Raw genomic sequence first — 26,161 nt, forward strand, 5'->3', positions numbered from 1 at the left:
GCATCAAGGCCTCCATTATCGACAAGCGCATGACGTCTTGCGCATTGCTCCAAAAAACAACGCCCGGCGGGACGAACCCGTCGGGCGTTGTTTCATGTGACGCGGCGATCGATCAGATGTCGAAGAACACTGTTTCCGCACCGCCATCGGGCGTGTCCTGCAGACGCACATCAAAGGTGTAGACCACCTCGCCATTGCGCTCGGTGCGCTGGGCAATCAGCGTCTTGCGGCGCACTTCCCACTCAATGCCATTGAGTACCGGATCGGCACCGTTGGCGGCGGCCTCATCCGCAAAGTACACGCGCGTATGCAAGCCCAGGTTGATGCCGCGTGCAAACAGCACCATGCAGATATGCGGCGCCTGCACGGTATTGCCGCGCCCTGCCACGGCACCCGGCTTGATGGTTTCGAAGCGATAGACGCCGGTGTCGAAATCGGCACCCGCGCGGCCCCAGCCGCGGAAAGCGGCATCGACTGGCTTGTCCTGCTGGTCAGCCGAGTGTGCGTATTTGCCGTCGGCATTGGCCTGCCAGATTTCGATCAGCACGTCGCGCACGAGCGAGCCGGAACCATCGAACACACGGCCTTCAAGCGCGATGCGCTCGCCGCGCGTGGCGGGCGTGGTCAGCACATTGCCGAATTCCTTCTCGTAGATATCGAAGCCGGCCTGGCGCGGTGCAAGCCCGATATGCACATAAGGGCCGCCTGTCTGCGAGGCCGTCTCATTGAAATGCGCGAAAGGCGGCGTTGTCGTCATGGCCGTTGCCTGCGCACGTTCGAGCGAGGCATGAAGCGTGGTCGTCGTCATCACTTGGCTCCTTGCAGGGCGTTCTCGAAATGCGTGGCGCGGCGGCCGCGCAGCGTGATGTCGAAGCGGTAGCTACGCGCATCGAGCGGCACGTGGTTGGCCGTATCGAGCAGCGCAATCAGGCCGCGCACCTGCTCTTCGCTGGGGATGGTCTTGATGATCGGGCACTGCGCGATCATCGGATCGCCCTCGAAGTACATCTGCGTGATGAGGCGCTGCGCCCAGCCATCGCCCGAGAGCGAGTAGTGGATGTGCGAGGGCCGCCAATCGTTGATGCGGTTGCGCCACGGATACGGCCCCGGCTTGATGGTGCGATAGGCGTAGTAGCCGTTGGCGTCCGTCAGCATGCGGCCGCAGCCGCCAAAGTTCGGGTCGATCGGTGCGATGTACTGATCTTTCTTGTGACGATAGCGGCCACCGGCGTTGGCCTGCCACACCTCCACCAGCGCGTTCGGCACCGGGCGGCCGAATTCATCACGCACATAGCCGTGGACGATGATGCGCTCGCCAATCGGCAGGCCATCTTTGGCGTAGTTGAGGATGAGGTCGTTATCGAGCGCGCCGAGGTCATCCGGGTGGAACACCGGTGCGGTGGTCTCCGACAGCGTATTGAGCGTGGAGATGAGCGCATTGCGCGGCGAGCGCAGCACGCTGGTCTTGTACACGGGGGTGAGCGCGGGCGGGTGTTGGGCGGTGTCGCGCTGGGCGAACTCGCCGGTGCCGGAAAGCGGCAGGGTCATGGGGCGTCTCCGTTGGAATCTGTGGGGATGACTGTATCTCTGCCAAAAAGTGAAGTAAATTGACTTCTGATCGAAAAATCGATAACCACAAGTTATGGATAGTCCAGCCCTACCCGGTGACCTGCCCTCACGCATCCGCTTTCGCCATCTGAGCTGCTTTGTTGCCATTGCGCAGGAGCGCAACCTGCGGCGTGCGGCTGAGCGGCTGCACCTGAGCCAGCCGGCGGTGTCGAAAACACTGGGCGAACTGGAAGCGCTTGCCGGTGTGCAACTGGTCGAGCGTGGCCGGCAAGGTGCGCGGCTCACGGCGGCCGGCGAGCAGTTCTTGCGACATGCCGTGGGGGTGACACAAGCGCTGGAATCGGCCACCGCTGCGCTAATGGGTTCGGGCGAAGCCTCTGCACCTGTCGTGCACGTCGGTGCCCTGCCGACGGTGGCGAGCGGCCTGCTTCCGCAGGCGATTGCCCGCCTGCATGCGCAGCGTCCGCATGCGTGCATTCGGTTGCGCACAGGCATCAACACGGAATTGCTGGCAGCGCTCAAGGCGGGGGAACTCGATCTTGTGGTTGGCCGCATGGCTGAGCCCGATGCCATGCAGGGGTTGTCGTTCGCGTTGCTGTACGCCGAACCGCTGGCGCTGGTAGTGCGCCCGGAACATCCGTTGCTCGCGCTGCCAGGCGCATCCGCGTCATTGCAGGCCGTGCTGGACTACCCATTGGTGATCGCCACGCCGGGCACCGTGCCGCGCCATCATACTGAAGCACTATTTCAGACACACGGCCTGCGTTTGCCGACAGGCGTCACGGAAACGCTGTCCGTATCGGTCGCCCGCTTGCTGGCATGCCGCTCCAACGCGGTGTGGGTCACGCCTGAACGCGCAGCGCGTGATGACCTTCAGCGCGGCGGATTGGTCCGACTGGATATTGCCACCTCCGCCACCAAGGAGCCCGTCGGCCTGCTGCACCGAAGTGCCAGCGTGCCCAGCGAACTTGCCAGCGCATTCATGGAGATGCTGACCGATCTGGCGCAAGCGCCCTGAAAAGCAAAATGCCGACCACGAGGTCGGCATTTTCTTTTTTTGGCGCGGAGATCAACGATGCATCAGTTCCGGCTCGTCGCCGGCATCAAACACGCTTCGGTCAGTCTGCCCCAGCAACTGGCTGGTGATGGTCCCGGCGGTCATCGAGCCGTTGACGTTGAGTGCTGTACGGCCCATGTCGATCAGCGGCTCGATGGAGATCAGCAGCGCCACCAGCGTCACCGGCAGGCCCATGGCCGGCAGGACAATCAGCGCGGCAAAGGTGGCCCCGCCGCCAACGCCCGCTACACCGACCGAGCTGAGCGTAACGATCGCGACCAGCGTTGCAATCCACACCGGATCAAACGGGTTGATGCCGACCGTAGGTGCCACCATCACGGCCAGCATGGCGGGATACAAGCCCGCGCAGCCGTTCTGGCCAATGGTGGTGCCGAACGACGCCGCAAAGCTGGCGATCGATTCCGGCACGCCGATGCGCCGTGTCTGCGCTTCGATGCTCAGCGGAATGGTGGCGGCGCTCGACCGGCTCGTGAACGCAAAAGACAGCGCCGGCCACACCTTGCGGAAGAAGCGAATCGGATTGATGCCGTTGACCGTCAGCAGCACGGCATGCACGCCAAACATGATCGCCAGGCCCAGGTAAGAGGCCACCACAAAGCCACCGAGCTTGATGATGTCCTGCACGTTGGACACGGCCACCACGTTGGTCATCAGCGCCAGCACACCATATGGAGTCAGGCGGATGACGAGTCGCACGAGCTTCATGACCCAGGCCTGCGCGGTATCGATGGCGGTCAGCACGCGCTCGCCCTTCACCGCGTCGTCCTTGAGCAGATGCAGTGCCGCCACCCCCAGGAATGCGGCAAAGATCACCACGCCGATGATCGACGTCGGCTTGGCGCCAGTCAGTTCTGCAAACGGGTTCTTCGGCAGGAAGGACTGCAGCAGTTGCGGCACCGAGAGGTCCGCCACCTTGCCAACGTAGTTGTCCTGGATCGCGGTCAGGCGAGCGGTTTCCTGCGCGCCTTGCACCAGCCCTTGCGCGGTCAGGCCAAACAGGTTGGTGACGAACACCCCGACCAGCGCAGAAATCAGCGTCGTGAGCAGCAGCGTGCCGATGGTCAGCACGCTGATTTTGCCCAACGACGCTGTGCTGTTGAGCTTGGCCACCGAATTGAGAACGGAGACCAGCACCAGCGGCATGACGATCATCTGCAGCAACTGGATGTAGCCACCGCCAACGATGCTGAACCACGCAATCGATTGCTTGAGCGTTGCGCTGTCGTCGCCATAGATCAGGTGCAGTACCAGACCGAACACGATACCCAGCACCATGCCCAGCAGCACGCGCTTTGCCAGGCTCCAGTTCGACTTCACGCAGGCGCCAAGGCCAATCAAGATGGCGGCGAAGGCGGCGATATTCAGGATGAGCGAAACGTTCATTGTTCTATTGAGTTGCTATGTGTGAGCGAAAGTGACGACTCCTGCATCACCATCGTCAATTGCCCCGGCATCTTACGACAGATGCACAAATGGCGTCGTAGCAAGGAATGACTCAATCTCACACGAACGTCTTGGCGCTGCCCTAGCTGCTCAACGCCTTCGGTGCGGCGCGCAACGCCGAAAACCGCCAGTGCGTGACCGCTCGCAGCAGCCACTCCACCGGGCCATAGGCAAAACGGCCCAGCCACCAGCGGCTGGTGACCGTTTGCACCGCAAAGATTGCAAACGCGATCAGCAGCGTGTCCAGCGGACTGACCCGGCCCATCATGCGGAATCCATACGCCAGAAAGATCACCGAACACACCAGCGACTGCATCAGGTAGTTCGACAGCGCCATTCGCCCGGCAGGCGCCAGCACGCCCAGCCACCACCGGCCCCAGCGGCTGCGGAACAGCAACTGCATCCCACCGATATACGCAGCGGTCAGCAATGGCGCCGTCAGCAGACTCAACGACAGGCCCAGCAGATCCCACGGCGTGCCAGCGAGCCTTGTCGTGCCATAGGCATATGCCACTGCAGCCGGTAGGCCCACACAGGCGCCGGCAATCAGGCATTGCTTGTATAGCTTGCTGGTGCCGGCGGTTGGCGACGATGCCGAGAACAGCCCGCGCCGCCCTGCCAGGCACCCCATCAGGAACATCGCCAATGCGGTCGGCGCCTGCATCAAGGCAGTCACGACCCACATTCCCTTGAGCGCTTCCACATGCTGCGCGATGACGCCCGAGGGTGTGCTGCGGAACGCGGTGAGCGCCGCGGTGACCTCCGCCAGTGCCTTCGAATCGCGCGTTGCATCGACGTCGAGCACAGAGAGAACGCCGATGATCGCCCACACCGTGGCCGTGCCCACAATCAGGCCCACGGCCAGCTTGGTCAGCGTCTTGTCGGCCCGGCTGCGCAACGCCAGCAACACAGCGCCCATCACTGCATAGGTGGTGAGGATGTCACCATGGAACAGCAGCACGCCATGCAGCAGCCCGAGCACCCAGAGCCCGACAAGCCGTCGCAGCATGCGCGGCACAAACGCCTTGCCGTCGCGCTCGGCCGACTGCATCTGCAGCGTGAAACTGTAGCCAAACAGAAACGAGAACAGCAGGTAAAACTTCCATTCAAACAGCAAGGCAATGCCCGCCATGACCGCGTGGCTGACGCGGCTCTGCGCCATCGGATCGGGCACGCCCGTGCCGTAGTACGGCGTAGCAAAAGCGATGATGTTGACGACCAGGATGCCCAGCAGGGCAAAACCGCGCAGCGCGTCAAGGCTCGATTGACGCTCGATTGAAGACTGGGCCATGGCTGATTCCGACAAGGCAGCTTGAACGGAAGGCAGGATATTCCGCATGCTGACGCGCTGCCTTGTGGCTGACTGACTGCGGGCACCACGCGCTCAGCCGGCCGCAAGGGCGCGAGCGCCCTGTCACCCGAGCGTTGCCGCCTGCACGGTCAGGAACACGCCCGCCACTGTGGCAATGGCACCGATAACGCGCGACACAGCCTTACCGCCAGGCGCAAGACGCTCAACGGTGATGGCTGCCGCCACAACTGCCATCACACGCAGGTCCATGACACCTGTAGCGAGCAGGATCGCCGTCAAGCCTGCGCAGGCGCCACTGCAACGCAGACCGAGTCGCACGCCATGTCGCCAGGCCGCTCTAACATCGATGGGCAATGCACGATTGGACCCTGCCGCCTCTCGGCAACACGCAAGCCGATGCGCTTTCCATGCGGAGAACTGGAGCACACCAGCCCCGAGGACAACGATTCCCGTCAGCGCGGGGATGGCACGCGCCAGCATCGGCCAACGCATCTCCAGCGCAAGCAGTGCAGCGCCAAACGCAAAGACCACCACACCAAACGCAGCCCACACCGCAAAGTAGCCAAGGCCTACTAGGGTGGTCAGTACATCCAGACGCACCGCACCCGTCGCGCGCACGCTGTGCCGATACCCCCGCAGCATCGGCACCAGAGACGGCAGCATCATCGCCACCATCATCACAACCCACATACCGAGAAACGATGCCGCGGTGCCCAGCCATGTCTGCCCGCACATCGGCATCCACATCATCGACACGGTCCAGCCGCCTGGCATCGGCATCTGGCCCACGCCCGCCATCGACGTGCACCACGCAACTGTCGCCACCGTGCTGGCCACGAAAAGCAGCGCCGAGACACCAAGGAAACCGCGCTCGGACACCGCTTGCGTGCGTGGCAGTTCAACGCTGCGTGTACTCATCATGGCGACGCCACCAGACACCAGCCTCATTGCGCCCAAGGGGCGCGCGATCCAGCCACTGGTACGCACCCCAGAGGCCATCCAGCCCGCGCGCATAGGTGGAGTACGTGTGGTACACGATGCCATCCTCCAGCACGAACGCGCTCATGCCCGGTCGGTCGCGCACATAGGTGGGGGCATCGGTGCCGCACATGGCGGCGAACTGCTGCACGGGTTCGGGCAGATCCGATGCGTCCATCACGTGGCTGCCGCGCACGTAGTTGTAGTCGGCCGTACCGGCGCGCTGCTGCGCTTCGGAAATCGAGACGTTGAAGTCGTAGTTGAAATCGCTGTCGACCGACGACGCCCACGGAAAGGTCCAGCCCATGCGCTGTTTGTAGGCCTGTAGCTTCTCCAGCGGTGCGCGCGACACCGCCAGCAGCAGCACGTCGTGATTCGCCAGATGGGTCGCAAAGCCATTGAACCCGTCCGCAATCATCGAGCACGACGGGCAGCCAGCCTTGTAATCCGGCCCGAACATAAAGTGATAGACGAGCAGTTGCGAACGCCCGCGAAACAGGTCCGCCAGCGACGCACTCCCCTCATCGGTTTCAAAGCGGTAGGTCTTGTCGACACGGACCCATGGCAGCGCCTGGCGTTGGCGTGCGAGTTCGTCGCTGCGGCGGGTCAACGCTTTCTCTGCTGCCAGCAGCTCAAGACGTGCCTTTAGCCACGCTTGCCGTGTCGCGGTGGCATGTTGGGTGAGGTGTGTTGTGGTCATGCTTGCCTCCGTATCGGTGCACAGTTCGGATGGAAATTCGGGTGGAAACGCGTGTGCTAGATTAGGCGCCGACACCAACCGGAGGGAGTGACAAGTGTGGCGGGATTCAGATGGACTCGCTGATCACGGCAGCCGCACGTGCGCTCGCGGTGGGTGACCCGTTCGGGGCGCTGAACCGCGTCGCTTTGCGCGACGATCCGCCGGCACTGGCGCTGCGCGGCATCGCCATGGCACAGCTTGGCGATCTCACGCGCGCACGGGCACTGCTGCGCAACGCAGCGCGCGCCTTCGGACCGAGAGAAGCCCTGGCCCGCGCGCGCTGCGTCGTTGCCGAAGCCGAAATTGCCCTCGCCTTGCGTGACCTGGGCTGGCCCGAAAAAACGCTCGACGCGGCACGTATCGCGCTTGAAGCGCATGGCGATCATGTCAACGCCGCACATGCCCGGTATCTCGACATCCGACGTTTTCTTCTCATTGGCCGGCTGGACGACGCCGAACGCATGCTGAAGGGGCAGAACCCGGCCACGCTGCCGCCTGTCCTGCGGGCGGCGCATGAGCTGGTCATCGCGGGCATTGCACTGCGCCGCCTGCAAACGCAGCCTGCACGTACGGCGCTTGCGCACGCTGAACGCGCTGCGCGCCAAGCAGGCATCGCCGCACTCACGGCGGAAGTCGAAAACGCAGCCCTTGCCCTGCAGGCGCCTGCCGCACGCCTGCTCTCGCGAGGCGATGCACGCCTTCTCCGGCTCGAAGAGGTGGAAGCGCTGTTCGCGTCAAGAACGCTTGTCGTGGATGCATGCCGCCTTGCCGTGCGCGAGACCGACACGGTCGTCACGCTCGCCACACGCCCGGTGCTGTTCACCCTGGCCCGCGCGCTGGCCGAAGCCTGGCCGGCAGACGTGCCAAGAGACACGCTCATCGCCCAGGCATTCCGCACGAGGCACGCCGATGAATCGCACCGCGTACGCCTGCGTGTCGAGATCGGGCGGCTGCGCGCCGCACTCGGCGATCTAGCATCGGTGAGCGCAACCAAACAAGGGTTCGCACTGCAGCCACGGCGCGCGCACGAGATCGTCGTGCTGGCGCAGCCCGTTGAGGAGCCACATGCCGCCGTGCTTGCCTGCCTGGCAGATGGGGAGTCGTGGTCCAGCTCGGCTCTGGCGCTCGCGCTGGGCAGCAGCCAACGTACCGTGCAGCGCGCGCTCGATACCCTGGCGACGGCAGGCAAGGTGCAGTGCTTCGGGCACGGGCGCGCGCGCCGCTGGATGACGCCACCTGTGCCCGGATTCGCGACCACCTTGTTACTCCCGGCGCCGCTGCCGAGTGACTAGGATGAAGACTCCGCAACCGAATCCACTGGACACGAACATGAAACGATCCACCGCCGAAATCGTGCGCGAATACGGCCCGTTCCCGGGTGCCGACAACGTAGGCGGCGTGACGTACGACGGCCAGCACGTCTGGTTTGCAGCCGGGGGCCATGTGCAGGAAGTCGACCCTGCCAGCGGCCAAGCGCTGCGCACGATTGACGTGCCCGCCCACGCCGGCACGGCCTTCGACGGGCGGCACCTGTTCCAGATCGCAGAAGACCGTATCCACAAGATCGACCCGCAAACCGGAAAAGTGCTCGCCACCATTCCTGCGCCGGGCGCCGGTGGAGACTCCGGGCTCGCTTGGGCCGAAGGTACGCTATGGGTGGGCCATTATCGGGACAAGAAGATCCGCCAGATCGACCCCGAAACCGGCGCCGTGCTGCGCACCATCGAGTCGAACCGCTTTGTGACGGGCGTCACCTGGGTTGACGGCGAACTCTGGCATGCCACCTGGGAAGGCGACGACAGCGACATCCGGCACATCGACCCACACACGGGCGAAGTGCTGGAACAGATCGACATGCCGACAGGTGTGGGCGTGTCGGGGCTCGAATCGGACGGCGCCGACCAGTTCTTCTGCGGCGGCGGCACCAGCGGGAAGATTCGAGCCGTGCGCCGCCCCGGAAAAGCGGCGAAAACGCCGGCCGACAGCGCCGCCGAATAGCCAAACCGGCGCCCCAGCATCAAGCCCGCCATCGCGCGGGCGCTTTCTTTGTTGCGCGCCGGCGTATTTGAAAGCCCCATAACATTCCGCTGAAGCACTCCTTGTACGATGGCCGCGCCCACACTCGTATTTCAGGAGAGACACGATGCCCTACGATGGAAACCGCGCCGCCAATTACGCCGACATCCACGTGCAGCCGAACAGCACCGGAAACTGTGCCAAGTACGTGCGCAAGGCGATTGAATGGGGTGGCGCAACGCTTGGGCGGACGCACTACGCCAAAGACTACGGCCCCGTCCTTGAAGAAGCCGGCTTTCACACCGTGCTGACCGCCCCGCGCAAGGGCGACATTGTCGTCATCCAGCCGGCGCCGGGTCATCCGTCCGGGCACATGGCGATCTATAACGGCACGGTATGGGTGTCCGATTTCACGCAGAACGACGGGCCGCAAGGTTTTTACCCCGGACAGGCCTATCGGACCGCGCAGCCCGCCTACAAGATCTATCGCCACGACGACTGAGGCCACCATGAAGACACGACTTTCCAGAGCGCTGGCATGGCTGGTTCTCGCCGTCGGCCTGCTCGGTATGCAAGCCGTCATGGCACAGGGCAAGGCGGCCACGCCAGAAGCCGATACGAAGGCGTTCTACGCGTGGTACATCAAGCTGCAAACCAAATCGGTCTACCCACTCACGGACAACGGCATCTACACCTACGTTGCAAAAGACACGGTAGACCGCCTGCGCGAAGCCTACCGCCGCAATGAGATGCCGGGCGACGCCGATTACTTCACCAAGGTCCAGGACTACGACGAGAAGGACTGGGCGGAACACACCGTGGCCCGCGCTCCGATCCTGCTGGAGGGCGTTGCCGTGGTGCCGGTCACGTTTGGCTCGAAGGACAAGGTGAGCGTGCTCGTCTTCCTGCGCAAGCTGGACGATGGGTGGAAGATCACCAAGGTGGAGGACACGCTGGACTTCCAGTAACACCTGCACCTGCCGCACCCATGAAGAAGAGCCCGTATTGCTGCGGGCTTTTCGTTTTGTGCACCCTGCGAAACATTACAGTTTAACTGCACAGTTAAACTGCATTAATGCTATGCTTGGCGCATGGCTAAATCACCGCCCCCGAACGACCCCACCCCGCCGGCCACGCTGGCGGGTGATCTGCGCATTGCTCTGGGCAAGCTGTCCCGGCGGCTGCGCGAACAAGTGCATCCGAACGATCTCACCCACGCACAAAAGTCGGTGCTCCTGCGCCTGGACCGTAACGGCCCCGCCACGGTTTCTGCACTTGCCCGTGCGGAGAGCGTGAAGCCGCAGTCCATGCGCGTCACCGTTGCAGGGCTGGAAGGGATGGGGGCAGTTGCCGGCACGCCAGACCCGACCGATGGCCGGCAGACGCTCATCGAGCTGACACCCGGTTTCCGCAAAGTGCTCAAGGAAAGCCGCGCCGCCAAGGACGATTGGCTCTTCCGTGCACTGCAAGCCCAACTGTCTGCGCAGGAACAAGCCGAGCTGGCCAGCGCCGTCAAGCTGCTGCAACGGCTTGCCGAATTCTGAACAAGGAGCCCCTGACATGGCATCACTGCATCTCGTATCGTGGTTCTTCGGCGGCGCATTTCTTGCCAACGCCGTACCGCATTTCGTGTTCGGTATCGCCGGCAAGCCGTTCCAAAGTCCGTTTGCAACGCCGCGTGGCGAAGGCCTTTCATCCTCGACCGTGAACGTGCTCTGGAGCCTGTTCAACCTGGTGGTCGGCTACGTGCTCGTTCTCCGCGTGGGGGATTTCAACTTGCGAGACACCGCGGATGCCGCAGCGCTCGGTCTGGGCATCCTGGCCCTCAGCGTGCCGTTGGCGCGGCGCTTTGGCCGCTTCAACGGCGGCAACCTGCCACAACGCCAATGAGCACATCGTCAACAGGCGTCTTCCGTTCACTGCGCGTCTACAACTACCGCCTCTGGGCAGCGGGGTCGCTGGTCTCCAACGTGGGAACGTGGATGCAGCGCACCGCTCAGGACTGGCTGGTCCTGACACAGCTCACCAATCACAACGCTTCTGCAGTGGGCACGGTGATGGCGCTGCAGTTCGGGCCGCAGCTTCTGCTGCTGCCCTGGACGGGCGTTGCCGCCGACCGCTACAACCAGCGCAAGCTGCTGATGGCCACCCAGGCAACGTCGGGCGTGTTGGCGCTGATACTCGGGCTGCTGACCGTGACCGGTGCGGTTCAGCTATGGCATGTCTATCTGCTGGCGTTTCTGTCTGGCTGCGCGTCGGCATTTGACGCGCCGGTGCGCCAGACGTTCGTGGCGGAACTGGTGGGCGATGGCGATTTGCCCAATGCGGTGGCGCTCAACTCGACGTCATTCAACGCGGGGCGCATGGTGGGGCCCGCAGCGGCAGGCATCGCCATTGCCACTCTCGGCACAGGCTGGGCATTCCTGGCCAATGGGCTCTCGTTCATCGCGGTGCTGACTTCGCTCTTCTTCCTGCGCAAGTCCGAACTGCGCCCCAATGCGCGTGCACGCCGCTCGCAAGGCGGCTTCGCAGAGGCCATCCGCTACGTGTGGGCCCGCCCCGACCTCAAGGCCATGCTGGTCATGCTGTTCCTGATCGGCACGTTCGGGTTGAACTTCCCGATCTTCATCTCGACGATGGCCGCCAGCGTCTTTCATTCGGATGCGCGTGGCTACGGCGTGCTGTCGTCGATGATGGCGGTGGGCACGATATCCGGTGCGTTATTCGCCGCGGGGCGCGAGCGCCCGGAATTCAAGTCCCTGCTGATTGGTGCGGCGATGTTTGGCTTGGGTTGCACACTGGCGGCCATTGCACCGAGCTATTGGCTGTTTGCGGCGGCGCTGGTCATCACTGGCATCGCGGCGCTCACCTTCACCAATACGAGCAACAGCCTGATGCAGCTGTCCACCGAGCCGGCCATGCGCGGCCGCGTCATGGCGCTGCGCGTGGCCATTGCGCTGGGCGGCACCCCCATTGGTGCGCCGATCGTGGGCTGGGTGGCGGATCATCTCGGGCCGCGCTGGTCGCTCGGGGTGGGTGCGCTTTCAGGCTTGCTATCGGCCGCGGTTGCGATTTACGTGATGCGGCAGCAGATTCACCTGCCTCAGCAAACGCCGTCGACGTTGGGGCAAAGCACGCCCTGAGATCACGGGCTCGATGCATCGCCATCTGGGGGCATCGAGCCCACGGCCTCTCACGTGAGGCCTAGTCCTTTCTTGCCGTCATCCCTCATACGAATGTGCTATGCAGAAAGGGACGAATCGTCCGCTTCTTTTGCATAAGCCGTGTCAAAAACAGGCCGCCCTGTCATACCCAAAGGAAATGTCATGCCGCTGGCGGCCCACCAACCCTGTCGCCTAACGGTTCTGGGATCGTGCCGTTCATGGTCGTCATGCAAACCCTCGCTGCAACTGCCGTATATGCCCAGGGCCCTGCCCCGACCTAGTACTTTGTCGTTGCCCAACGTGTCGGATACCTGCTCGCACCCCGACCGTTCCGAACCCTGGAGCGTTCAATGAACATCAGAACGTTTGCGAGCACCGTAATGCACTTCATGGGGGTGTCCTCGGACAACCCCGAACTGCTCAAAGCGCAGTACCGCGCGTTCTCGCGCCAGTTGCCGATGATGTATTTCATCCTCATCACCAGCACCTGGGCCGTCGCGCTGACCTTCCGCGCCGTCGCCCCTGCCTGGCTGTCGATCGGCGTGCCGCTGCTGCTCAGCGCGGCCTGCGCCGTGCGCGTGCTGCACTGGTGGCGCTCCAGGCGCATCGACCCGACGCCTGAGCTTGCGCTCAACGCCCTCAAACGCACCAATCGGCTGGCCGGTGCCATCGCCGTATCCTTCACGACCTGGTCGCTGGCGCTGTTTCACTATGGCGACCCCTATACGCGTTCCTACCTGGCCTTCTACATGGCCATCACCGTGATCGCATGCATCTTCTGCCTGATGCATCTGCGCCCGGCTGCCGTCACGGTCACGGTGATCGTCAACGGCGCATTCATCGCGTTCTTCGCAGCAACGGGGCAACCGACGTTCGTGGCCATCGCCATCAACATGGCCCTGGTGTCGTTCGGTCTGCTGGTCATCCTGATGATCAACTATCGGGACTTCACCCTCAGGGTGAACGCACAGACCGAGGCCCGCCGCCGAGAAGCCGAACAGGGCCGCCTGTTGCACATGATCGACGACATGCCGATTGCGGTCATGACGGTCAAACCGGACACGTTCACCATCAACTACGCCAACAACACCTCCAAGCGCCTGATCGATCGGATCGCGCATCTGCTGCCAGTCAAGGCAGACGCCTTGTTTGGCACGTCGATTGACATCTTCCATGCGCACCCGGAGGTTCAGCGCCGGCTGCTCGCCGACCCGGCCAACCTGCCCTACAACACGCGCGTGCAGCTTGGGCCGGAAGTCCTGGACCTGAAGGTTTCAGCCGTGCATGCCAACGATGGCAGCTACATCGGCCCCATGCTCACCTGGGGATTGGTGACCAAAGAGGTGGAAGCCGAGAACCGCATCCGTCAGCTTGCCCACTACGACATGCTCACCGGGTTGGCCAATCGCACCAACTTCCGTGAAGAGCTGGATGCCCGCCTGGCAACACCGGGGACCCGCGCTGGGCTGCTGTATATCGACCTCGATGGTTTCAAGCTCGTCAACGACACCAAGGGCCACCGCGCGGGCGATGCGCTGCTGGAACAGGTCGCAGCGCGGTTGCGCGCGGTGTGCAACCACGCCAGTTCGACCATCGCGCGATTGGGCGGCGATGAATTTGCCGTGCTCGTGTCGCATGACGACGCGGACCATGCCAACGCGCTGGCTTGCGCCATCATTGCGGTCCTCAGTGCGCCATACTCGCTCGGCACGGATCAGAGCGTGCGGATCGGGGCATCCGTGGGCATTGCGCTGGCGCCTGCCCACGGTCAGGATGCCGAGAACCTGCTCTCACGCGCCGACATGGCGCTCTATGCCGCCAAGGCGGCCGGCAGGGGCACAGCACGCCTGTTCAGCACGGCCATGGAAACCCGCATCCAGGAACGCGCTCGGCTGGAAGCCCAGTTGCGCGCCGCGCTGGAGCGCCAGGACCGGTTGTTCGTCTTCTATCAACCGATCGTCAATCTGCAGACCGGCAAAGTGACCGCGCGCGAGGCATTGGTGCGCTGGCACCATGCGCAGCGCGGCTGGGTCCCGCCGGCGGAGTTCGTGCCGATTGCGGAGCAAAGCGGCCTCATCGACCAGCTCGGCCGCTTCGTGCTCCACCAAGCCTGCCGCGAAGCGACGCGTTGGAAAGATGGTGCCCGCGTCGCCGTCAATATCTCGCCCATGCAACTGGGCAAGGCAACGCTGGCACAGACGGTGCAAGCCGTCCTGCTCGACTCAGGCCTCGCGGCGGACCGCCTGGAGATCGAGGTCACGGAGACCGCCCTGATCCAGAACGAGGCAGAGAGCTTTGAAGACCTGCGCCAGCTCTACAACATGGGGGTGCGTGTCGCGCTCGATGACTTCGGCACCGGCTATTCGTCGCTGGCGCATCTGCGCGCGTTCCCATTCGACAAGATCAAGATCGATCGCTCCTTCGTCTGCGACCTGCCGGAGCGATCTGACAGCGCAGTGCTGGTCAAGGCCATCGCCGATCTGGGCCGCCAGCTCGGTGTGACCACCGTGGCCGAAGGCGTGGAGACGCAGGCGCACGTCAGAATGATCTGCCAGGCAGGCTGCACCGAAGCGCAGGGGTACTTCTACGCCCGGCCCGCGCCGTCCGATGAAGACAAGGCCACGGTGGAGGCGTGTTACGTGGAGGCGCCGGAAACCGCAGCACGTCGGGCGTGTGTCGGTTGACTCGTTTCACGCAAGGTTTCAAGCACAAGAAAAAGCCCGCGCAATGCGGGCTTTCTTCTCAATACCTTGGGAGGTGCAACCTCACTCCCACTCAATCGTCGCAGGCGGCTTGCCCGAGATGTCATACACGACCCGGCTCAACCCACGCACCTCATTGATGACGCGATTCGACACACGGCCGAGCAACGCGTACGGCAGGTGCGCCCAGTGGGCGGTCATGAAATCGGTGGTCTGCACCGCGCGCATGGCCGTCACGTAGTCATACGTTCGGCCATCGCCCATCACGCCAACGGACTTGACCGGTACAAACACTGCAAATGCCTGGCTGGTCAGGTCGTACCAGCTCTTGCCGACATCGGCTTCGGCGCACAGACCGGCAGCCGCATCCTGCGCCGTTGCCTTGGTGCCGCGCAGCTCCTCGATAAAGATCGCATCAGCGCGGCGCAGCAGGTCGGCGTATTCGCGCTTCACCTCGCCCAGAATGCGCACGCCCAGGCCCGGGCCCGGGAACGGATGGCGATACACCATCTCGTGCGGCAGACCCAGCGCCACGCCCAGTTCGCGCACTTCATCCTTGAACAGGTCGCGCAGCGGTTCGAGCAGCTTCAGGCCCAGCGTTTCCGGCAGGCCGCCCACGTTGTGATGGCTCTTGATGGTCGTCGCCTTCTTGGTCTTGGTGCCGCCCGATTCCACCACGTCCGGGTAGATCGTGCCCTGCGCCAGCCACTTGGCGTTGGAGAGCTTCTTGGCTTCCGCCTGGAACACCTCGACGAATTCGCGGCCGATGATCTTGCGCTTGGCTTCCGGGTCCGTCACGCCGGCCAGGTGGCCGAGGAACTGCTCGGAGGCATCCACGTGCACGACCTTGGCGTGCAGGCGGCCGGCGAACATGTCCATCACCATCTTGCCTTCGTCCAGGCGCAGCAGGCCGTGGTCGACAAACACGCACGTGAGCTGGTCGCCAATGGCGCGGTGGATCAGCGCAGCCGCCACCGACGAATCCACGCCGCCCGACAGACCCAGGATCACCTCTTCATCGCCCACCTGTTCGCGGATACGCTGAACGGCTTCTTCGATGTGGTCGCGCATGACCCAGTCCGGCTTGGCACCGGCGATCTCCAGCACAAAGCGCTCGAGCAGCGCGCGGCCTTGCACGGTATGCGTGACTTCCGGGTGGAACTGCACGGCGTAGTAGCCGCGCGCCTCGTCGGCCATGCCGGCGACCGGGCAGCTCGGCGTGGACGCCAGCAGCTTGAAGCCCGGCGGCAGCTCGGTGACCTTGTCGCCGTGGCTCATCCACACCTTGAGCATGCCGTGGCCTTCCGGCGTGGCGAAGTCCTGGATGCCGTCGAGCAGGCGGGTGTGACCGTGCGCGCGCACCTCGGCGTAACCGAATTCGCGGTGGTCGCTCCACTCCACCTTGCCGCCCAGTTGCACGGCCATGGTCTGCATGCCGTAGCAGATGCCGAGCACCGGCACGCCCAGGTCCCACACGGCTTGGGGCGCGCGCAGTTGGTGGTCTTCGTAGGTGCTGGCGTGGCTGCCGGACAGGATGATGGCCTTGGGCGCGAACTCGCGCACAAAGGCGTCGGACACATCGTTCGGGTGGATTTCGCAGTAGACGTGGGCTTCGCGCACGCGGCGCGCGATCAGCTGCGTAACCTGCGAGCCGAAATCAAGGATGAGGACTTTGTCGTGCATGTTGGGGAGGAATGGAATCGGCAATCGTGTCGACTTCAGTGCCGGGGCCGTACCCAGGCGGCGGCATGTAGGCGGGCTCTTTGCGCTCGGCGGTGGTTTCCGTGCGCTGGCGTTCGCGGGCGGCAGCGGCTTCATCGCGAGCCTTCTGCGCGCGCTCGCGCTCATTGGTGCGCACGCGGCGCGATGCGGGAATCTGCACGGCAGAGAACGCCGCCAGCACTGCAGCAAACGTCGGCAGCCAGATCCGGCCCGCGCCTTCCACCGGCAGGTGGAAGAACAGCAGCCACGCAATCACCAGCACGGCTACTGCCAGGTTCACGTGGCCAACCACCTGCGCCACCGCAGTGGTCAGTTGCCCGTTGATGGTGGCTTGCCACAACAGCCAGGCCAGCCCGATCAGCGTGACGCCGAGCAGTTGGCCGTACATCGCCGGTTCCGGCTGCGGCAGTTGCAGTGCGCCGAAGACGGACGTCATCGGCGAGGCCAGGAGGACGAGACCGACGCACAGTGCGACAGCCGCATCCAGAAACAGAACGAGTCGCAAAAGCGCTTTCATCAGTGTCTCCAGTTGCGGGTGGCCGCCCGTGCTCCGGCCACCGGTTGAATCAGCCGGAGCGCCCGCGCGCCCCGGCGGCAGTACTGCTTGCCTTCTATCTTGTGTGCGGTGATCGAGTTGCCGATCAGTCGCGGTGATAGTTCGGCGCTTCCTTCGTGATCTGCACGTCGTGCACGTGCGATTCGTTCATGCCTGCGGCCGTGATCTCCACAAACTGGCTCTTCTCGTGCCATTCGGCAATCGATGCGCAACCGCAGTAGCCCATCGACGAGCGAACACCGCCCGTGAGTTGATGCACGATCGGCAACGCAGAGCCCTTGTAAGGCACGCGGCCTTCGATGCCTTCCGGCACGAGCTTGTCGACGTTGGCGGTGTTGTCTTCCTGGAAGTAACGGTCGGCAGCGCCATCCTTCATCGCGCCCACCGAACCCATGCCACGGTAGCTCTTGTACGAGCGGCCCTGGAACAGGAACACCTCACCCGGGGATTCATCCGTACCGGCAAACATGCCGCCCATCATCACGGTGTGCGCGCCGGCAGCCAGTGCCTTGGCAACATCACCCGAGTAACGGATACCACCGTCAGCGATGAGTGGCACGCCCGTGCCCTTGAGCGCCTCGGCCACGTTGGACACCGCAAAGATTTGCGGCACGCCCACGCCAGCGACGATCCGCGTCGTGCAGATCGAGCCTGGGCCGATACCGACCTTGACGCCATCCGCGCCATGGTCAACCAGCGCCTTGGCCGCATCGCCGGTGGCGATATTGCCGCCAATCACCTGCACTTGCGGGTAGTTGTCCTTGATCCAACGCACGCGGCTGAGCACGCCCTGGCTGTGGCCGTGCGCGGTATCGACCACGATCACGTCCACGCCGGCCTTGACCAACAGGTCAATACGCAGGTCATTGTCGGGGCCAACGCCAACCGCCGCGCCAACGCGCAGCGAGCCGCGCTCGTCCTTCGAAGCCAGCGGGTATTCCGTTGCCTTCTGAATGTCCTTGACGGTGATCAGGCCACGCAGTTCAAAATCGTCGCCCACCACCAGCACGCGCTCCAGGCGGTGCTTGTTCATCAGGCGCTTAGCCTCTTCCAGCGAGGCGCCTTCCTTGACGGTGACGAGCTTTTCGCTCGGCGTCATCTTGGCGCGCACCGGGGCGTCCAGCTCTTCTTCAAAGCGCAGGTCGCGGTTGGTGATGATGCCCACCACCTTCTTGCCTTCCAGCACCGGGAAACCCGAGATGCCGTGCTGTGCCGACAGCGCCATCACATCGCGGACCTTCATGTCCGGGCCGATGGTAATCGGATCGCGCAGCACGCCCGATTCGAAGCGCTTCACCTTGGCGACTTCGCGCGCCTGTTCTTCAGGCTTCAGGTTCTTGTGGACGATACCGATACCACCCTGCTGCGCCATGGCGATGGCGAGCCGCGCTTCCGTAACCGTATCCATGGCAGCGGAGACGAGCGGAATGGCAAGTTCGATCGAACGGGTGAGCTTGGTGCGAAGGGACGTATCGCGGGGCAGGACGGCCGAGTAAGCCGGGACGAGCAGCACGTCATCGAATGTGAGTGCTTTCTGGACAAGACGCATAGCAATTTCCTCTAGGCGCAAAATCGGATTATACGGGAAATCGCCCCACGGTTGTAGAAGGCCGTGCTATGCTCGATAAATTTTTCTTCGCGCACGCATCTAAAGCGCGCTGCGCCGCCAGCGGCCGCCGCTGGTGGTCATACCGTGCCAGCCTCGCGAGTGTTCGAATGGGAATTGGCGTATTGTGCGCCCTGCTGGCTGGGGCCATGTGGGGCATGGTCTTCATTGCGCCCCGCGCGCTGCCCGCGTTCTCCCCCTGGGAACTCGCCCTCGGCCGCTACCTCGCCTACGGCGCCATCGCGGCCATTGCTGCAGCCCCGATCCTTCCCCGCATTGCCCGCAAGATCACCCGCGCCGACTGCGTGGCGCTGGTCAAACAATCCTGCAGCGGCAACCTTGTCTATTACGTTCTGGTGGCGTTTGGCGTGCAACTGGCTGGCGTTGCGCCCACTTCGCTCATCGTCGGCATCCTGCCCATCACCGTGACAGTGCTCGGCCACCGCGACCACGGCGCCGTGCCGCTTTCCCGACTGATCTGGCCGCTACTGGTGGTGGCTGCAGGCATCGTGTGCATCAACATCGATCTGTTCGGCCACGGGGCCGCAACGGCTGCAGCCACCGCGCGACCCGTCTGGCAGCGCATCGCCGGCATTGTCTGCGCGGCCGGCGCGCTGTGCAGCTGGACGTGGTACGCGGTGGACAACGCGCGTTACCTGCAACGCAATCCGCATTTTTCGAGCAACGAATGGTCGGCCCTGTACGGCATCTCGAGCGGCGCTCTGTCGGCCGCGCTGACCGCAGCTGCCCTGCTGGTGGGCGGCATAGGCTGGACCAGCGGCAGCGGGCGCGTGTGGGGCACGTTCTGGGCGGTGAACGCTGCCGTGGCACTCGGCGCGTCGCTGATCGGCAACAACCTGTGGAACATGGCCTCCCGCCGCCTGCCGCTCACGCTGTCCGGCCAGTTGATCGTGTTCGAGACGCTGTTCGCGCTGGCATATGGCTTTGTGTACGACGGGCGTTGGCCGCGCCCGCTTGAAATCGCCGCAATCGCCTTGCTGATCGCGGGTGTCGGCTGGTCCGTACGCTTGCACGCAGAAGACAAGTCTGCATAAACTGGGCGCCTTGCCGGGGGGCGAGTCGATGGCCGGGTTACGCCATCGTTCTCAATTTGCGAGTGGCGATCACGCCACCGGGCTCCCGTGCGCGTCGTGGGCCGTCGTCGGGTCGGCCAGCGCGCCGTCGGCAGGCCATCGAACGAGAACCCCATGAAACGACTGCACGTCCTGCTGCCCGCCACCGCTACCCTGATCGCCCTCGCCTGCCCGATTGCTCAAGCGCAATGGGCCTGGCAATGGCGCGATGAGAAAGGCCTGATGGTGTACAGCGACGCGGCGCCGCCGCCGTCGGTACCGCCCAGCCGCATCATCCGCAACCCGAACAGCCGCACGGCTACCGCGTACGAGGCAATCCCGGCTCCGGCTTCCGCCGTTCAGGCTGCCTCTGCACCCAAGGCCACCCAACCTGCCTCCAGCGTCGCCGTTGATCCGGACGAAGCCCTGCGCAAACGCATGGCCGATCGCGCAAAGAAGGAGCAGGACGAGGCCAAACAGGCCGAAGCCGCTCAGCGCAAGCAGGCGGAATGCGCGCGCCTGCGCAACGAAACCACGTATATGCAGGAAGGCCGCCGCATCGGTACCGCGCAGGCCGACGGCTCAATTGCCTTTATGGATGACAACCAGCGCGCCGCCGCCGTAGCGCGCAACCAGGCAGCCCTGAGCGCCAACTGCAACTGAACGATCGTTACTTGAGGACGTTGTCTTTGGGCGGCGCCTCGGGTGGCGCCCCATTACGCAGCCACTTCAGGCCTTCGCGCGTACCGGTTGCCCGCACCTTCTGCACACGGCGCCGGCGCGCCGTCTTCGGATCTGCGATCAGCGGACCCAGGATTTCCACCCGATCACGCGCATGCAGCGGCGCATCCGGCGTCTTGCGCTTGCCATAGATGCCCAGGCGGCATGTATCGATCGTCAGATCCGATCCATCCAGAACCCCCGAGAGCCGCACCGCATCAGCCACTGTCGACTGCGCCGACACCAGCACATTGACCAGCCGCGGCGGCGTGACCGTCGCCAGGCAAACCATCACCTCGAGCTGCTCAGGATTCGCCATAGACGGTCTCAGCGCGCTTGACGAAGGAATCAACGAAGGTATTGGCGATCATGCTGAACACCGGGCCGATGATCTTTTCCAGCAGGTGGCTGGAGAACTCGTAATGCAGGTGGAAATTGATCTTGCAGGCGTCGGCGCGCAACGGCGTGAACACCCAAAAGCCGGTGAAGGCCTTGAAAGGGCCATCGGCAAACTGCATATCGATCCGGGTGGGTCGCGTTTGCGTATTGCGTGTCCGAAAATGCTGGCGGATACCCTTGAAGGCAATATCGACGCGCGCATCGAGTGACGTCTCCGTCTGCTCGAAGATCTCTACGCCGCCGCACCACGGCAAGAAGTTCGGATAATCCTTGACGTCGGTGACCAAGTCGAACATCTGTTCGGCCGAGTAGCCGATCAACACGGTTTTTTCAACGTCTGCCATGCGCCATCCGAGAGCTTTGCGCGCCGCACCTCCGGGCGTAAGCCTCGGGCTGCAGCGGATTTGTTAAACTCGCCATTTTATCGCAGCGCATGCCGGGATCGTCACCCCGATGCGCTCACCACACATTCCAACGCATGACCATCGCCGACAACAAGAAAGCCTTTTTCGATTACTTCATCGAAGAGCGCTACGAGGCGGGCATCGTACTCGAGGGCTGGGAGGTGAAGGCCATCCGCGCCAACCGCGCCCAGATCAAGGAAGGCTATGTCGTCATCCGCAATGCGGAGCTCTTCCTGATCGGCGCGCACATCAGCGCGCTGCAATCGGCCTCCACGCACGTCCATCCCGACCCCGTGCGCACCCGCAAACTGCTGCTGCACGCCGAAGAGATCAAGAAGCTGATCGGCAAGGTCGAGCAGCGCGGCTACACGCTCGTGCCGCTCAACCTGCACTACACGCGCGGCCGCGTGAAATGCGAAATCGGTCTCGCCAAGGGCAAGAAACAGTTCGACAAGCGCGAAACCGAGAAGAACCGCGACTGGCAGCGCGAGAAAGCGCGCCTCATGCGCGAGAAGGCCTAACCGCCTTCCCGCCGCAATTCTTGCGCTTAGGCGCCAGGTCGCTGCTGCTTCACGATCGTCAACGCTGACGCAATCATCGTGCTCAGGTCGCCCATGTTGCCCGGCACGATCAGCGTGTTGCCCTGCTTGGCCAGGTTGCCGAACGCGCTCACATACTCTTCCGCCACCTTCAGGTTAACTGCGTCGATGCCGCCTTCGGTGCGGATCGCCAAGCCAATCTTCTGAATTGCCTGTGCATTGGCTTCGGCCACTGCCAGAATGGCCGCAGCCTCACCCTGGGCCTTGTTGATGGCGGCTTGCCTTTCACCTTCAGACTTTTGGATTGCTGCCTCACGCGCGCCCGACGCCAGATTGATCTGCTCCTGACGCTTACCCTCTGATGCAGCGATCAGCGCACGTTTCTCGCGTTCCGCCGTGATCTGCGCCTGCATGGCGTGCAGGATTTCCTTCGGGGGCGTCAGATCCTTGATCTCGTAGCGCAGCACCTTCACGCCCCAGTTGGAGGCGGCCTCATCCAGCGCATTAACCACGCTGTGGTTGATGAAGTCGCGCTCTTCAAACGTCTTGTCCAGCTCCAGCTTGCCCACCACCGAGCGCAGCGTCGTCTGTGCCAGTTGCGTGATCGCGACCACAAAGTTGCTTGAACCGTACGATGCGCGCATCGGGTCGGTCACCTGAAAGTACAGGATGCCGTCCACCTGCAGTTGCGTGTTGTCCTTGGTGATACAGATCTGGCTCGGCACGTCGAGCGGGATTTCCTTGAGCACGTGCTTGTAGGCCACGCGGTCGACAAAGGGCAGCACGATGTTGAGCCCCGGCGACAGCGTTGCATGGTACTTGCCCAGCCGCTCCAGAATCCATGCGTGCTGCTGCGGCACGATCTTGATTCCCTGCGCGATCAGCACGATAGCCGCAAACAGAACGATAAGCGCGAGAGTCCCCAGCTCGAACATAGAACCTCCGGTTGTTGGTATTGGGTGCTAAGGCTTAATGCTTGGGCGCGACAACCAGCACGTTGCCGCGTACCTCGACGATGCGGAATTCGCCGCCCGAAGCCGTGGCGTGCGGCGCCAGCTCGACGTCCCACGCGGCGCCGCGATACTGCACGCGCGCGCGGCGCTCGGGCGACCACGCGTCTACGCGCAGCACTTCGCCGATATCCAGATTCACGTTGCGATTGCGGGCGGCATCTTCGCGCGTCACGCGCCCATAGCGCGAGCGCCGCAGCCCAGCGATGCCGAATACCGCGATGATGGCGGCCACAATGGCCTGCGCCGGAAACGCCAGCCCAACCAGTGCTGCCAAACCACCGGCCAGCAAGCCGATTGCCACCATCAGCAGGTAGAACGTGCCCGTCATCAGTTCACCGATGACGAGCAGCACAGCCAGCGAAAACCAGACGGTCTGAGCCGACATGCTCCCCCTCCCAGAAAAAAACCCCCGCGACGCTGCACGTCTGCGGGGGCATGTCGCTCGGCCCCCGCCAGCGTTAGACGCCACCGGGCACTTCGCGTTCTTGTTAGCGCGTACCCGTCAGGATACGCGCCTTGCCTTACAACACTCTAGCTCAGGCCGAACCCAGCTTCTTCCACGTGTCGACCACCGAATCCGGGTTCAGCGAGATCGACGAGATGCCTTCCTTGGCCAGCCACTCGGCAAAATCCGGGTGGTCGGACGGGCCCTGGCCGCAGATACCGACGTACTTGTTCATCGACAGCGCCGTGGAGATGGCACGCTGCAACATGAACTTGACCGCCGGGTCGCGCTCGTCGAAATCCTTGGCCAGCAGCTCCATGCCGGAGTCGCGGTCCAGACCCAGCGTGAGCTGCGTCAGGTCGTTCGAGCCGATCGAGAAGCCGTCGAAATGCTGCAGGAACTGCTCGGCCAGAATCGCGTTGGACGGCACTTCGCACATCATGATCAGGCGCAGGCCATTTTCGCCGCGCTTCAGGCCGTACTTGGCCAGCAGTTCGACCACCTTCTCGGCCTGGCCAAGCGTACGCACGAACGGCACCATGACCTCAACGTTGGTCAGGCCCATTTCGTCGCGCACACGCTTCATGGCACGGCATTCCATCTCGAAGGCTTCAGCAAAGTCTTCGGCGATGTAACGCGAGGCGCCACGGAAGCCCAGCATCGGGTTTTCTTCGTCCGGCTCGTAGCGCGAACCGCCGATCAGCTTCTTGTACTCGTTCGACTTGAAGTCCGACAGACGCACGATCACCGGCTTCGGATAGAACGCCGCTGCGATGGTGGCGATGCCCTCGGCCAGCTTGTCGACGTAGAACGCGCGCGGGCTGGCATGGCCGCGGGCCACGCTTTCCACGGCCTTCTTCAGGTCGCTGTCGACTTGCGGATAGTCGAGGATCGCCTTCGGGTGCACGCCGATATTGTTGTTGATGATGAATTCCAGACGCGCCAGGCCCACGCCGCCGTTCGGGATCTGGCAGAAGTCGAACGCCAGTTGCGGGTTGCCGACGTTCATCATGATCTTGGTGCTGATCGTCGGCATTTCGCCGCGCTGGACTTCCGTGATTTCGGTTTCCAGCAGGCCGTCGTATATCTTGCCTTCGTCGCCCTCGGCGCACGAGACCGTCACCAGCGTGCCGTCCTTCAGCAGATCGGTCGCGTCGCCGCAGCCGACCACGGCCGGCACACCCAGCTCACGCGCGATGATGGCCGCGTGGCAGGTACGGCCGCCGCGGTTGGTGACGATGGCCGAGGCACGCTTCATCACCGGTTCCCAGTTCGGGTCGGTCATGTCGGCCACCAGCACGTCGCCGGGCTGCACGCGTTCCATTTCAGCCGGATCGTTGATCACGCGCACCGGGCCCGTGCCGATCTTCTGGCCAATGGCGCGGCCGGTGGTCAGCACCGGTGCCGAGCCCTTCAGGCGGAAGCGCTGCTCGACCTTGCCGTGTGCCTGGCTCTTCACCGTTTCCGGGCGGGCCTGCAGGATGTAGATCTTGCCGTCCTTGCCGTCGCGGCCCCACTCGATGTCCATCGGGCGACCGTAGTGCTTCTCGATGATGACGGCGTACTTGGCCAGCTCCGTCACATCCGCGTCGCTGATGGAGTAGCGGTTGCGCAGTTCGCCCGGCACGTCGACGGTCTTCACGCGGCCTGCTTCGCCCGGCGCGGTGAATTCCATCTTGATCAGCTTGGAGCCGATCGAGCGGCGGATGATCGGGTACTTGCCGGCGGCCAGCGTCGGCTTGAAGACGTAGAACTCGTCCGGGTTCACCGCGCCCTGCACCACCGTTTCGCCCAGGCCGTAGCTGGAGGTGATGAAGACGACATCCTGGAAGCCCGATTCGGTGTCGATCGTGAACATCACGCCCGAGGCGCCGCAGTCCGAGCGCACCATGCGCTGGATACCGGCCGACAGGGCCACCACGTCGTGGGCGAAACCCTTGTGCACGCGGTACGAAATCGCACGGTCGTTGTACAGCGAGGCAAACACGTGCTTGATCTTGTCGAGCACGTCGTCGATGCCCAGCACGTTGAGGTAGCTCTCTTGCTGACCGGCGAACGAGGCGTCCGGCAGATCTTCGGCCGTGGCCGACGAACGCACCGCGAACGATGCCTCGGCACCTTCACGGGCAGCCACGCGAGCGTACGACTCGCGAATCTCTTGCTCCAGGCGTGGCTGGAACGGTGCAGTGGCAACCCACTCGCGGATTTCCTTACCGGCAACGGCCAGCGCCTTGACGTCGTCGACGTCCAGCGCGGCCAGGCGCTGCGAGATACGCTCGGTCAGGTTGTTGTGGGCGAGGAAGTCACGGAAGGCCAGTGCCGTGGTGGCAAAACCGCCAGGAACGCGCACGCCGGCGCCATCCAGCTGGGAGATCATCTCGCCCAGCGAAGCGTTCTTACCGCCAACGACCTCGACATCGGTCATCCGCAGTTGCTCGAACGGCAGCACATAGGCGCCGTCTTGCGACAGGTTAATCATACAAAAGTCCCTAAGCTAAGTAAAAAACCGGTCGGATTCGCACGGGGCATGTTTTTTTCGTCTGACCATGCGAATCGCTTGGCTAAATCATCTGGGACAGCCGCTGTGACATTGTCTGGCGGGCGGCGGGCCCGAATTGCTTAGCGAAACGATCGCCGCTATTCTACCGTGCCGCAGCACGATTTCTTGCCTGCGTGCTGGAAA

Annotated in this window: 26 protein-coding genes; 12 read left to right on the forward strand and 14 right to left on the reverse strand. The window is 63.6% G+C overall.

The window, feature by feature from the left end; translation table 11 throughout:
- Positions 1-112: 112 nt before the first annotated feature.
- Together pcaG and pcaH are read right to left on the reverse strand one after the other, a co-directional pair.
- On the reverse strand, positions 113-808 hold the full coding sequence (gene pcaG / locus V6657_RS08855) for a protocatechuate 3,4-dioxygenase subunit alpha (protein WP_048932332.1): 696 nt from the start codon (positions 806-808) through the stop codon (positions 113-115).
- Positions 808-1,548: a protocatechuate 3,4-dioxygenase subunit beta gene (gene pcaH, locus V6657_RS08860; protein ID WP_048932331.1), complete on the reverse strand. Its 741-nt coding sequence runs from the start codon at positions 1,546-1,548 to the stop codon at positions 808-810. Before pcaH ends, pcaG begins: the two co-directional genes overlap by 1 nt.
- A gap of 94 nt (positions 1,549-1,642) precedes the next feature.
- Between pcaH and pcaQ the strand changes: the two genes are divergently transcribed.
- Complete coding sequence (gene pcaQ / locus V6657_RS08865) at positions 1,643-2,587, forward strand: pca operon transcription factor PcaQ (RefSeq protein WP_048932330.1); 945 nt, start codon at positions 1,643-1,645, stop codon at positions 2,585-2,587.
- A 51-nt stretch (positions 2,588-2,638) separates the two neighbouring features.
- On the opposite strand, the gene V6657_RS08870 is transcribed toward pcaQ, so the two are convergent.
- From V6657_RS08870 to V6657_RS08885, 4 genes are all read right to left on the reverse strand, one after another.
- Positions 2,639-4,030 (reverse strand): L-cystine transporter, encoded by a 1,392-nt coding sequence (locus tag V6657_RS08870; protein WP_048932329.1) that lies wholly within the window; start codon positions 4,028-4,030, stop codon positions 2,639-2,641.
- Positions 4,031-4,172: 142 nt separating this feature from the next.
- Complete coding sequence (locus V6657_RS08875) at positions 4,173-5,381, reverse strand: DUF418 domain-containing protein (protein WP_048932328.1); 1,209 nt, start codon at positions 5,379-5,381, stop codon at positions 4,173-4,175.
- Positions 5,382-5,504: 123 nt separating this feature from the next.
- The gene (locus V6657_RS08880; RefSeq protein WP_048932327.1) at positions 5,505-6,323 is read right to left on the reverse strand and encodes a DUF2182 domain-containing protein; all 819 of its coding nucleotides are present in this window, start codon (positions 6,321-6,323) and stop codon (positions 5,505-5,507) included.
- Positions 6,301-7,080, reverse strand: a complete 780-nt coding sequence (locus V6657_RS08885) for a DUF899 domain-containing protein (RefSeq protein ID WP_048932326.1) — start codon at positions 7,078-7,080, stop codon at positions 6,301-6,303. The genes V6657_RS08880 and V6657_RS08885 overlap by 23 nt, the downstream gene beginning before the upstream one ends.
- A gap of 110 nt (positions 7,081-7,190) precedes the next feature.
- Here V6657_RS08885 and V6657_RS08890 point away from each other — a divergent pair, with 110 nt between their 5' ends.
- The 8 genes from V6657_RS08890 (at position 7,191) to V6657_RS08925 (ending at position 14,983) form a co-directional block, all read left to right on the forward strand.
- Positions 7,191-8,411, forward strand: coding sequence for a hypothetical protein (locus V6657_RS08890; protein ID WP_048932325.1), 1,221 nt, complete (start codon positions 7,191-7,193; stop codon positions 8,409-8,411).
- A gap of 37 nt (positions 8,412-8,448) precedes the next feature.
- Positions 8,449-9,117, forward strand: a complete 669-nt coding sequence (locus V6657_RS08895; RefSeq protein ID WP_048932371.1) for a PQQ-binding-like beta-propeller repeat protein — start codon at positions 8,449-8,451, stop codon at positions 9,115-9,117.
- A 145-nt stretch (positions 9,118-9,262) separates the two neighbouring features.
- Complete coding sequence (locus tag V6657_RS08900) at positions 9,263-9,637, forward strand: CHAP domain-containing protein (protein WP_048932324.1); 375 nt, start codon at positions 9,263-9,265, stop codon at positions 9,635-9,637.
- A gap of 7 nt (positions 9,638-9,644) precedes the next feature.
- Positions 9,645-10,103 carry a DUF3828 domain-containing protein gene (locus tag V6657_RS08905; RefSeq protein ID WP_048932323.1) on the forward strand — a complete coding sequence of 153 codons (459 nt, stop codon included), beginning with the start codon at positions 9,645-9,647 and terminating at the stop codon, positions 10,101-10,103.
- 123 nt (positions 10,104-10,226) lie between these two features.
- Positions 10,227-10,679 (forward strand): MarR family transcriptional regulator, encoded by a 453-nt coding sequence (locus V6657_RS08910; protein ID WP_048932322.1) that lies wholly within the window; start codon positions 10,227-10,229, stop codon positions 10,677-10,679.
- 16 nt (positions 10,680-10,695) lie between these two features.
- Positions 10,696-11,025 (forward strand): hypothetical protein, encoded by a 330-nt coding sequence (locus V6657_RS08915; protein WP_048932321.1) that lies wholly within the window; start codon positions 10,696-10,698, stop codon positions 11,023-11,025.
- Complete coding sequence (locus tag V6657_RS08920) at positions 11,022-12,278, forward strand: MFS transporter (RefSeq protein WP_048932320.1); 1,257 nt, start codon at positions 11,022-11,024, stop codon at positions 12,276-12,278. The genes V6657_RS08915 and V6657_RS08920 overlap by 4 nt, the downstream gene beginning before the upstream one ends.
- Positions 12,279-12,649: 371 nt before the next feature.
- Positions 12,650-14,983 carry an EAL domain-containing protein gene (locus V6657_RS08925; protein WP_048932319.1) on the forward strand — a complete coding sequence of 778 codons (2,334 nt, stop codon included), beginning with the start codon at positions 12,650-12,652 and terminating at the stop codon, positions 14,981-14,983.
- 81 nt (positions 14,984-15,064) lie between these two features.
- On the opposite strand, the gene guaA is transcribed toward V6657_RS08925, so the two are convergent.
- The 3 genes from guaA to guaB form a co-directional block, all read right to left on the reverse strand.
- Positions 15,065-16,684 (reverse strand): glutamine-hydrolyzing GMP synthase, encoded by a 1,620-nt coding sequence (gene guaA, locus V6657_RS08930; protein ID WP_048932318.1) that lies wholly within the window; start codon positions 16,682-16,684, stop codon positions 15,065-15,067.
- On the reverse strand, positions 16,659-17,240 hold the full coding sequence (locus tag V6657_RS08935; RefSeq protein ID WP_048932317.1) for a hypothetical protein: 582 nt from the start codon (positions 17,238-17,240) through the stop codon (positions 16,659-16,661). The genes guaA and V6657_RS08935 overlap by 26 nt, the downstream gene beginning before the upstream one ends.
- A gap of 124 nt (positions 17,241-17,364) precedes the next feature.
- Positions 17,365-18,828 carry an IMP dehydrogenase gene (guaB, locus tag V6657_RS08940; protein ID WP_048932316.1) on the reverse strand — a complete coding sequence of 488 codons (1,464 nt, stop codon included), beginning with the start codon at positions 18,826-18,828 and terminating at the stop codon, positions 17,365-17,367.
- A 167-nt stretch (positions 18,829-18,995) separates the two neighbouring features.
- On the opposite strand from guaB, the gene V6657_RS08945 reads away from it, so the two are divergent.
- Entirely contained in the window at positions 18,996-19,940 is a 945-nt protein-coding gene (locus V6657_RS08945; protein ID WP_048932315.1) for a DMT family transporter, read from the forward strand.
- 153 nt (positions 19,941-20,093) lie between these two features.
- Positions 20,094-20,621: a hypothetical protein gene (locus tag V6657_RS08950; protein WP_048932314.1), complete on the forward strand. Its 528-nt coding sequence runs from the start codon at positions 20,094-20,096 to the stop codon at positions 20,619-20,621.
- A 7-nt stretch (positions 20,622-20,628) separates the two neighbouring features.
- Here V6657_RS08950 and V6657_RS08955 read toward each other — a convergent pair whose 3' ends face one another.
- Positions 20,629-20,997: an RnfH family protein gene (locus tag V6657_RS08955; protein WP_048932313.1), complete on the reverse strand. Its 369-nt coding sequence runs from the start codon at positions 20,995-20,997 to the stop codon at positions 20,629-20,631.
- Positions 20,984-21,421 carry a type II toxin-antitoxin system RatA family toxin gene (locus tag V6657_RS08960; RefSeq protein ID WP_021194398.1) on the reverse strand — a complete coding sequence of 146 codons (438 nt, stop codon included), beginning with the start codon at positions 21,419-21,421 and terminating at the stop codon, positions 20,984-20,986. The genes V6657_RS08955 and V6657_RS08960 overlap by 14 nt, the downstream gene beginning before the upstream one ends.
- Before the next feature lie 134 nt (positions 21,422-21,555).
- On the opposite strand from V6657_RS08960, the gene smpB reads away from it, so the two are divergent.
- Entirely contained in the window at positions 21,556-22,002 is a 447-nt protein-coding gene (gene smpB, locus V6657_RS08965; protein WP_048932312.1) for an SsrA-binding protein SmpB, read from the forward strand.
- A 26-nt stretch (positions 22,003-22,028) separates the two neighbouring features.
- Here the strand turns inward: smpB and V6657_RS08970 are convergent, their stop codons facing one another.
- The 3 genes from V6657_RS08970 to ppsA all read right to left on the reverse strand — a co-directional run bounded on the left by V6657_RS08970 (position 22,029) and on the right by ppsA (position 25,957).
- A complete protein-coding gene (locus V6657_RS08970) occupies positions 22,029-22,955 on the reverse strand; it encodes an SPFH domain-containing protein (protein ID WP_048932311.1) in 927 nt (308 codons plus the stop codon).
- 34 nt (positions 22,956-22,989) lie between these two features.
- Positions 22,990-23,418: an NfeD family protein gene (locus V6657_RS08975; protein WP_048932310.1), complete on the reverse strand. Its 429-nt coding sequence runs from the start codon at positions 23,416-23,418 to the stop codon at positions 22,990-22,992.
- 151 nt (positions 23,419-23,569) lie between these two features.
- Positions 23,570-25,957 carry a phosphoenolpyruvate synthase gene (ppsA, locus tag V6657_RS08980; protein ID WP_048932309.1) on the reverse strand — a complete coding sequence of 796 codons (2,388 nt, stop codon included), beginning with the start codon at positions 25,955-25,957 and terminating at the stop codon, positions 23,570-23,572.
- Positions 25,958-26,161 lie beyond the last annotated feature (204 nt).

The organism is Ralstonia sp. RRA (assembly GCF_037023145.1).
GTDB lineage: Bacteria > Pseudomonadota > Gammaproteobacteria > Burkholderiales > Burkholderiaceae > Ralstonia.

Coding starts and splice junctions, on each gene's coding strand:
- pcaG (WP_048932332.1), bottom strand. CDS start 808: ATGACGACGACCACGCTTCATGCCTCGCTCGAACGTGCGCAGGCAACG.
- pcaH (WP_048932331.1), bottom strand. CDS start 1,548: ATGACCCTGCCGCTTTCCGGCACCGGCGAGTTCGCCCAGCGCGACACC.
- pcaQ (WP_048932330.1), top strand. CDS start 1,643: ATGGATAGTCCAGCCCTACCCGGTGACCTGCCCTCACGCATCCGCTTT.
- V6657_RS08870 (WP_048932329.1), bottom strand. CDS start 4,030: ATGAACGTTTCGCTCATCCTGAATATCGCCGCCTTCGCCGCCATCTTG.
- V6657_RS08875 (WP_048932328.1), bottom strand. CDS start 5,381: ATGGCCCAGTCTTCAATCGAGCGTCAATCGAGCCTTGACGCGCTGCGC.
- V6657_RS08880 (WP_048932327.1), bottom strand. CDS start 6,323: ATGATGAGTACACGCAGCGTTGAACTGCCACGCACGCAAGCGGTGTCC.
- V6657_RS08885 (WP_048932326.1), bottom strand. CDS start 7,080: ATGACCACAACACACCTCACCCAACATGCCACCGCGACACGGCAAGCG.
- V6657_RS08890 (WP_048932325.1), top strand. CDS start 7,191: ATGGACTCGCTGATCACGGCAGCCGCACGTGCGCTCGCGGTGGGTGAC.
- V6657_RS08895 (WP_048932371.1), top strand. CDS start 8,449: ATGAAACGATCCACCGCCGAAATCGTGCGCGAATACGGCCCGTTCCCG.
- V6657_RS08900 (WP_048932324.1), top strand. CDS start 9,263: ATGCCCTACGATGGAAACCGCGCCGCCAATTACGCCGACATCCACGTG.
- V6657_RS08905 (WP_048932323.1), top strand. CDS start 9,645: ATGAAGACACGACTTTCCAGAGCGCTGGCATGGCTGGTTCTCGCCGTC.
- V6657_RS08910 (WP_048932322.1), top strand. CDS start 10,227: ATGGCTAAATCACCGCCCCCGAACGACCCCACCCCGCCGGCCACGCTG.
- V6657_RS08915 (WP_048932321.1), top strand. CDS start 10,696: ATGGCATCACTGCATCTCGTATCGTGGTTCTTCGGCGGCGCATTTCTT.
- V6657_RS08920 (WP_048932320.1), top strand. CDS start 11,022: ATGAGCACATCGTCAACAGGCGTCTTCCGTTCACTGCGCGTCTACAAC.
- V6657_RS08925 (WP_048932319.1), top strand. CDS start 12,650: ATGAACATCAGAACGTTTGCGAGCACCGTAATGCACTTCATGGGGGTG.
- guaA (WP_048932318.1), bottom strand. CDS start 16,684: ATGCACGACAAAGTCCTCATCCTTGATTTCGGCTCGCAGGTTACGCAG.
- V6657_RS08935 (WP_048932317.1), bottom strand. CDS start 17,240: ATGAAAGCGCTTTTGCGACTCGTTCTGTTTCTGGATGCGGCTGTCGCA.
- guaB (WP_048932316.1), bottom strand. CDS start 18,828: ATGCGTCTTGTCCAGAAAGCACTCACATTCGATGACGTGCTGCTCGTC.
- V6657_RS08945 (WP_048932315.1), top strand. CDS start 18,996: ATGGGAATTGGCGTATTGTGCGCCCTGCTGGCTGGGGCCATGTGGGGC.
- V6657_RS08950 (WP_048932314.1), top strand. CDS start 20,094: ATGAAACGACTGCACGTCCTGCTGCCCGCCACCGCTACCCTGATCGCC.
- V6657_RS08955 (WP_048932313.1), bottom strand. CDS start 20,997: ATGGCGAATCCTGAGCAGCTCGAGGTGATGGTTTGCCTGGCGACGGTC.
- V6657_RS08960 (WP_021194398.1), bottom strand. CDS start 21,421: ATGGCAGACGTTGAAAAAACCGTGTTGATCGGCTACTCGGCCGAACAG.
- smpB (WP_048932312.1), top strand. CDS start 21,556: ATGACCATCGCCGACAACAAGAAAGCCTTTTTCGATTACTTCATCGAA.
- V6657_RS08970 (WP_048932311.1), bottom strand. CDS start 22,955: ATGTTCGAGCTGGGGACTCTCGCGCTTATCGTTCTGTTTGCGGCTATC.
- V6657_RS08975 (WP_048932310.1), bottom strand. CDS start 23,418: ATGTCGGCTCAGACCGTCTGGTTTTCGCTGGCTGTGCTGCTCGTCATC.
- ppsA (WP_048932309.1), bottom strand. CDS start 25,957: ATGATTAACCTGTCGCAAGACGGCGCCTATGTGCTGCCGTTCGAGCAA.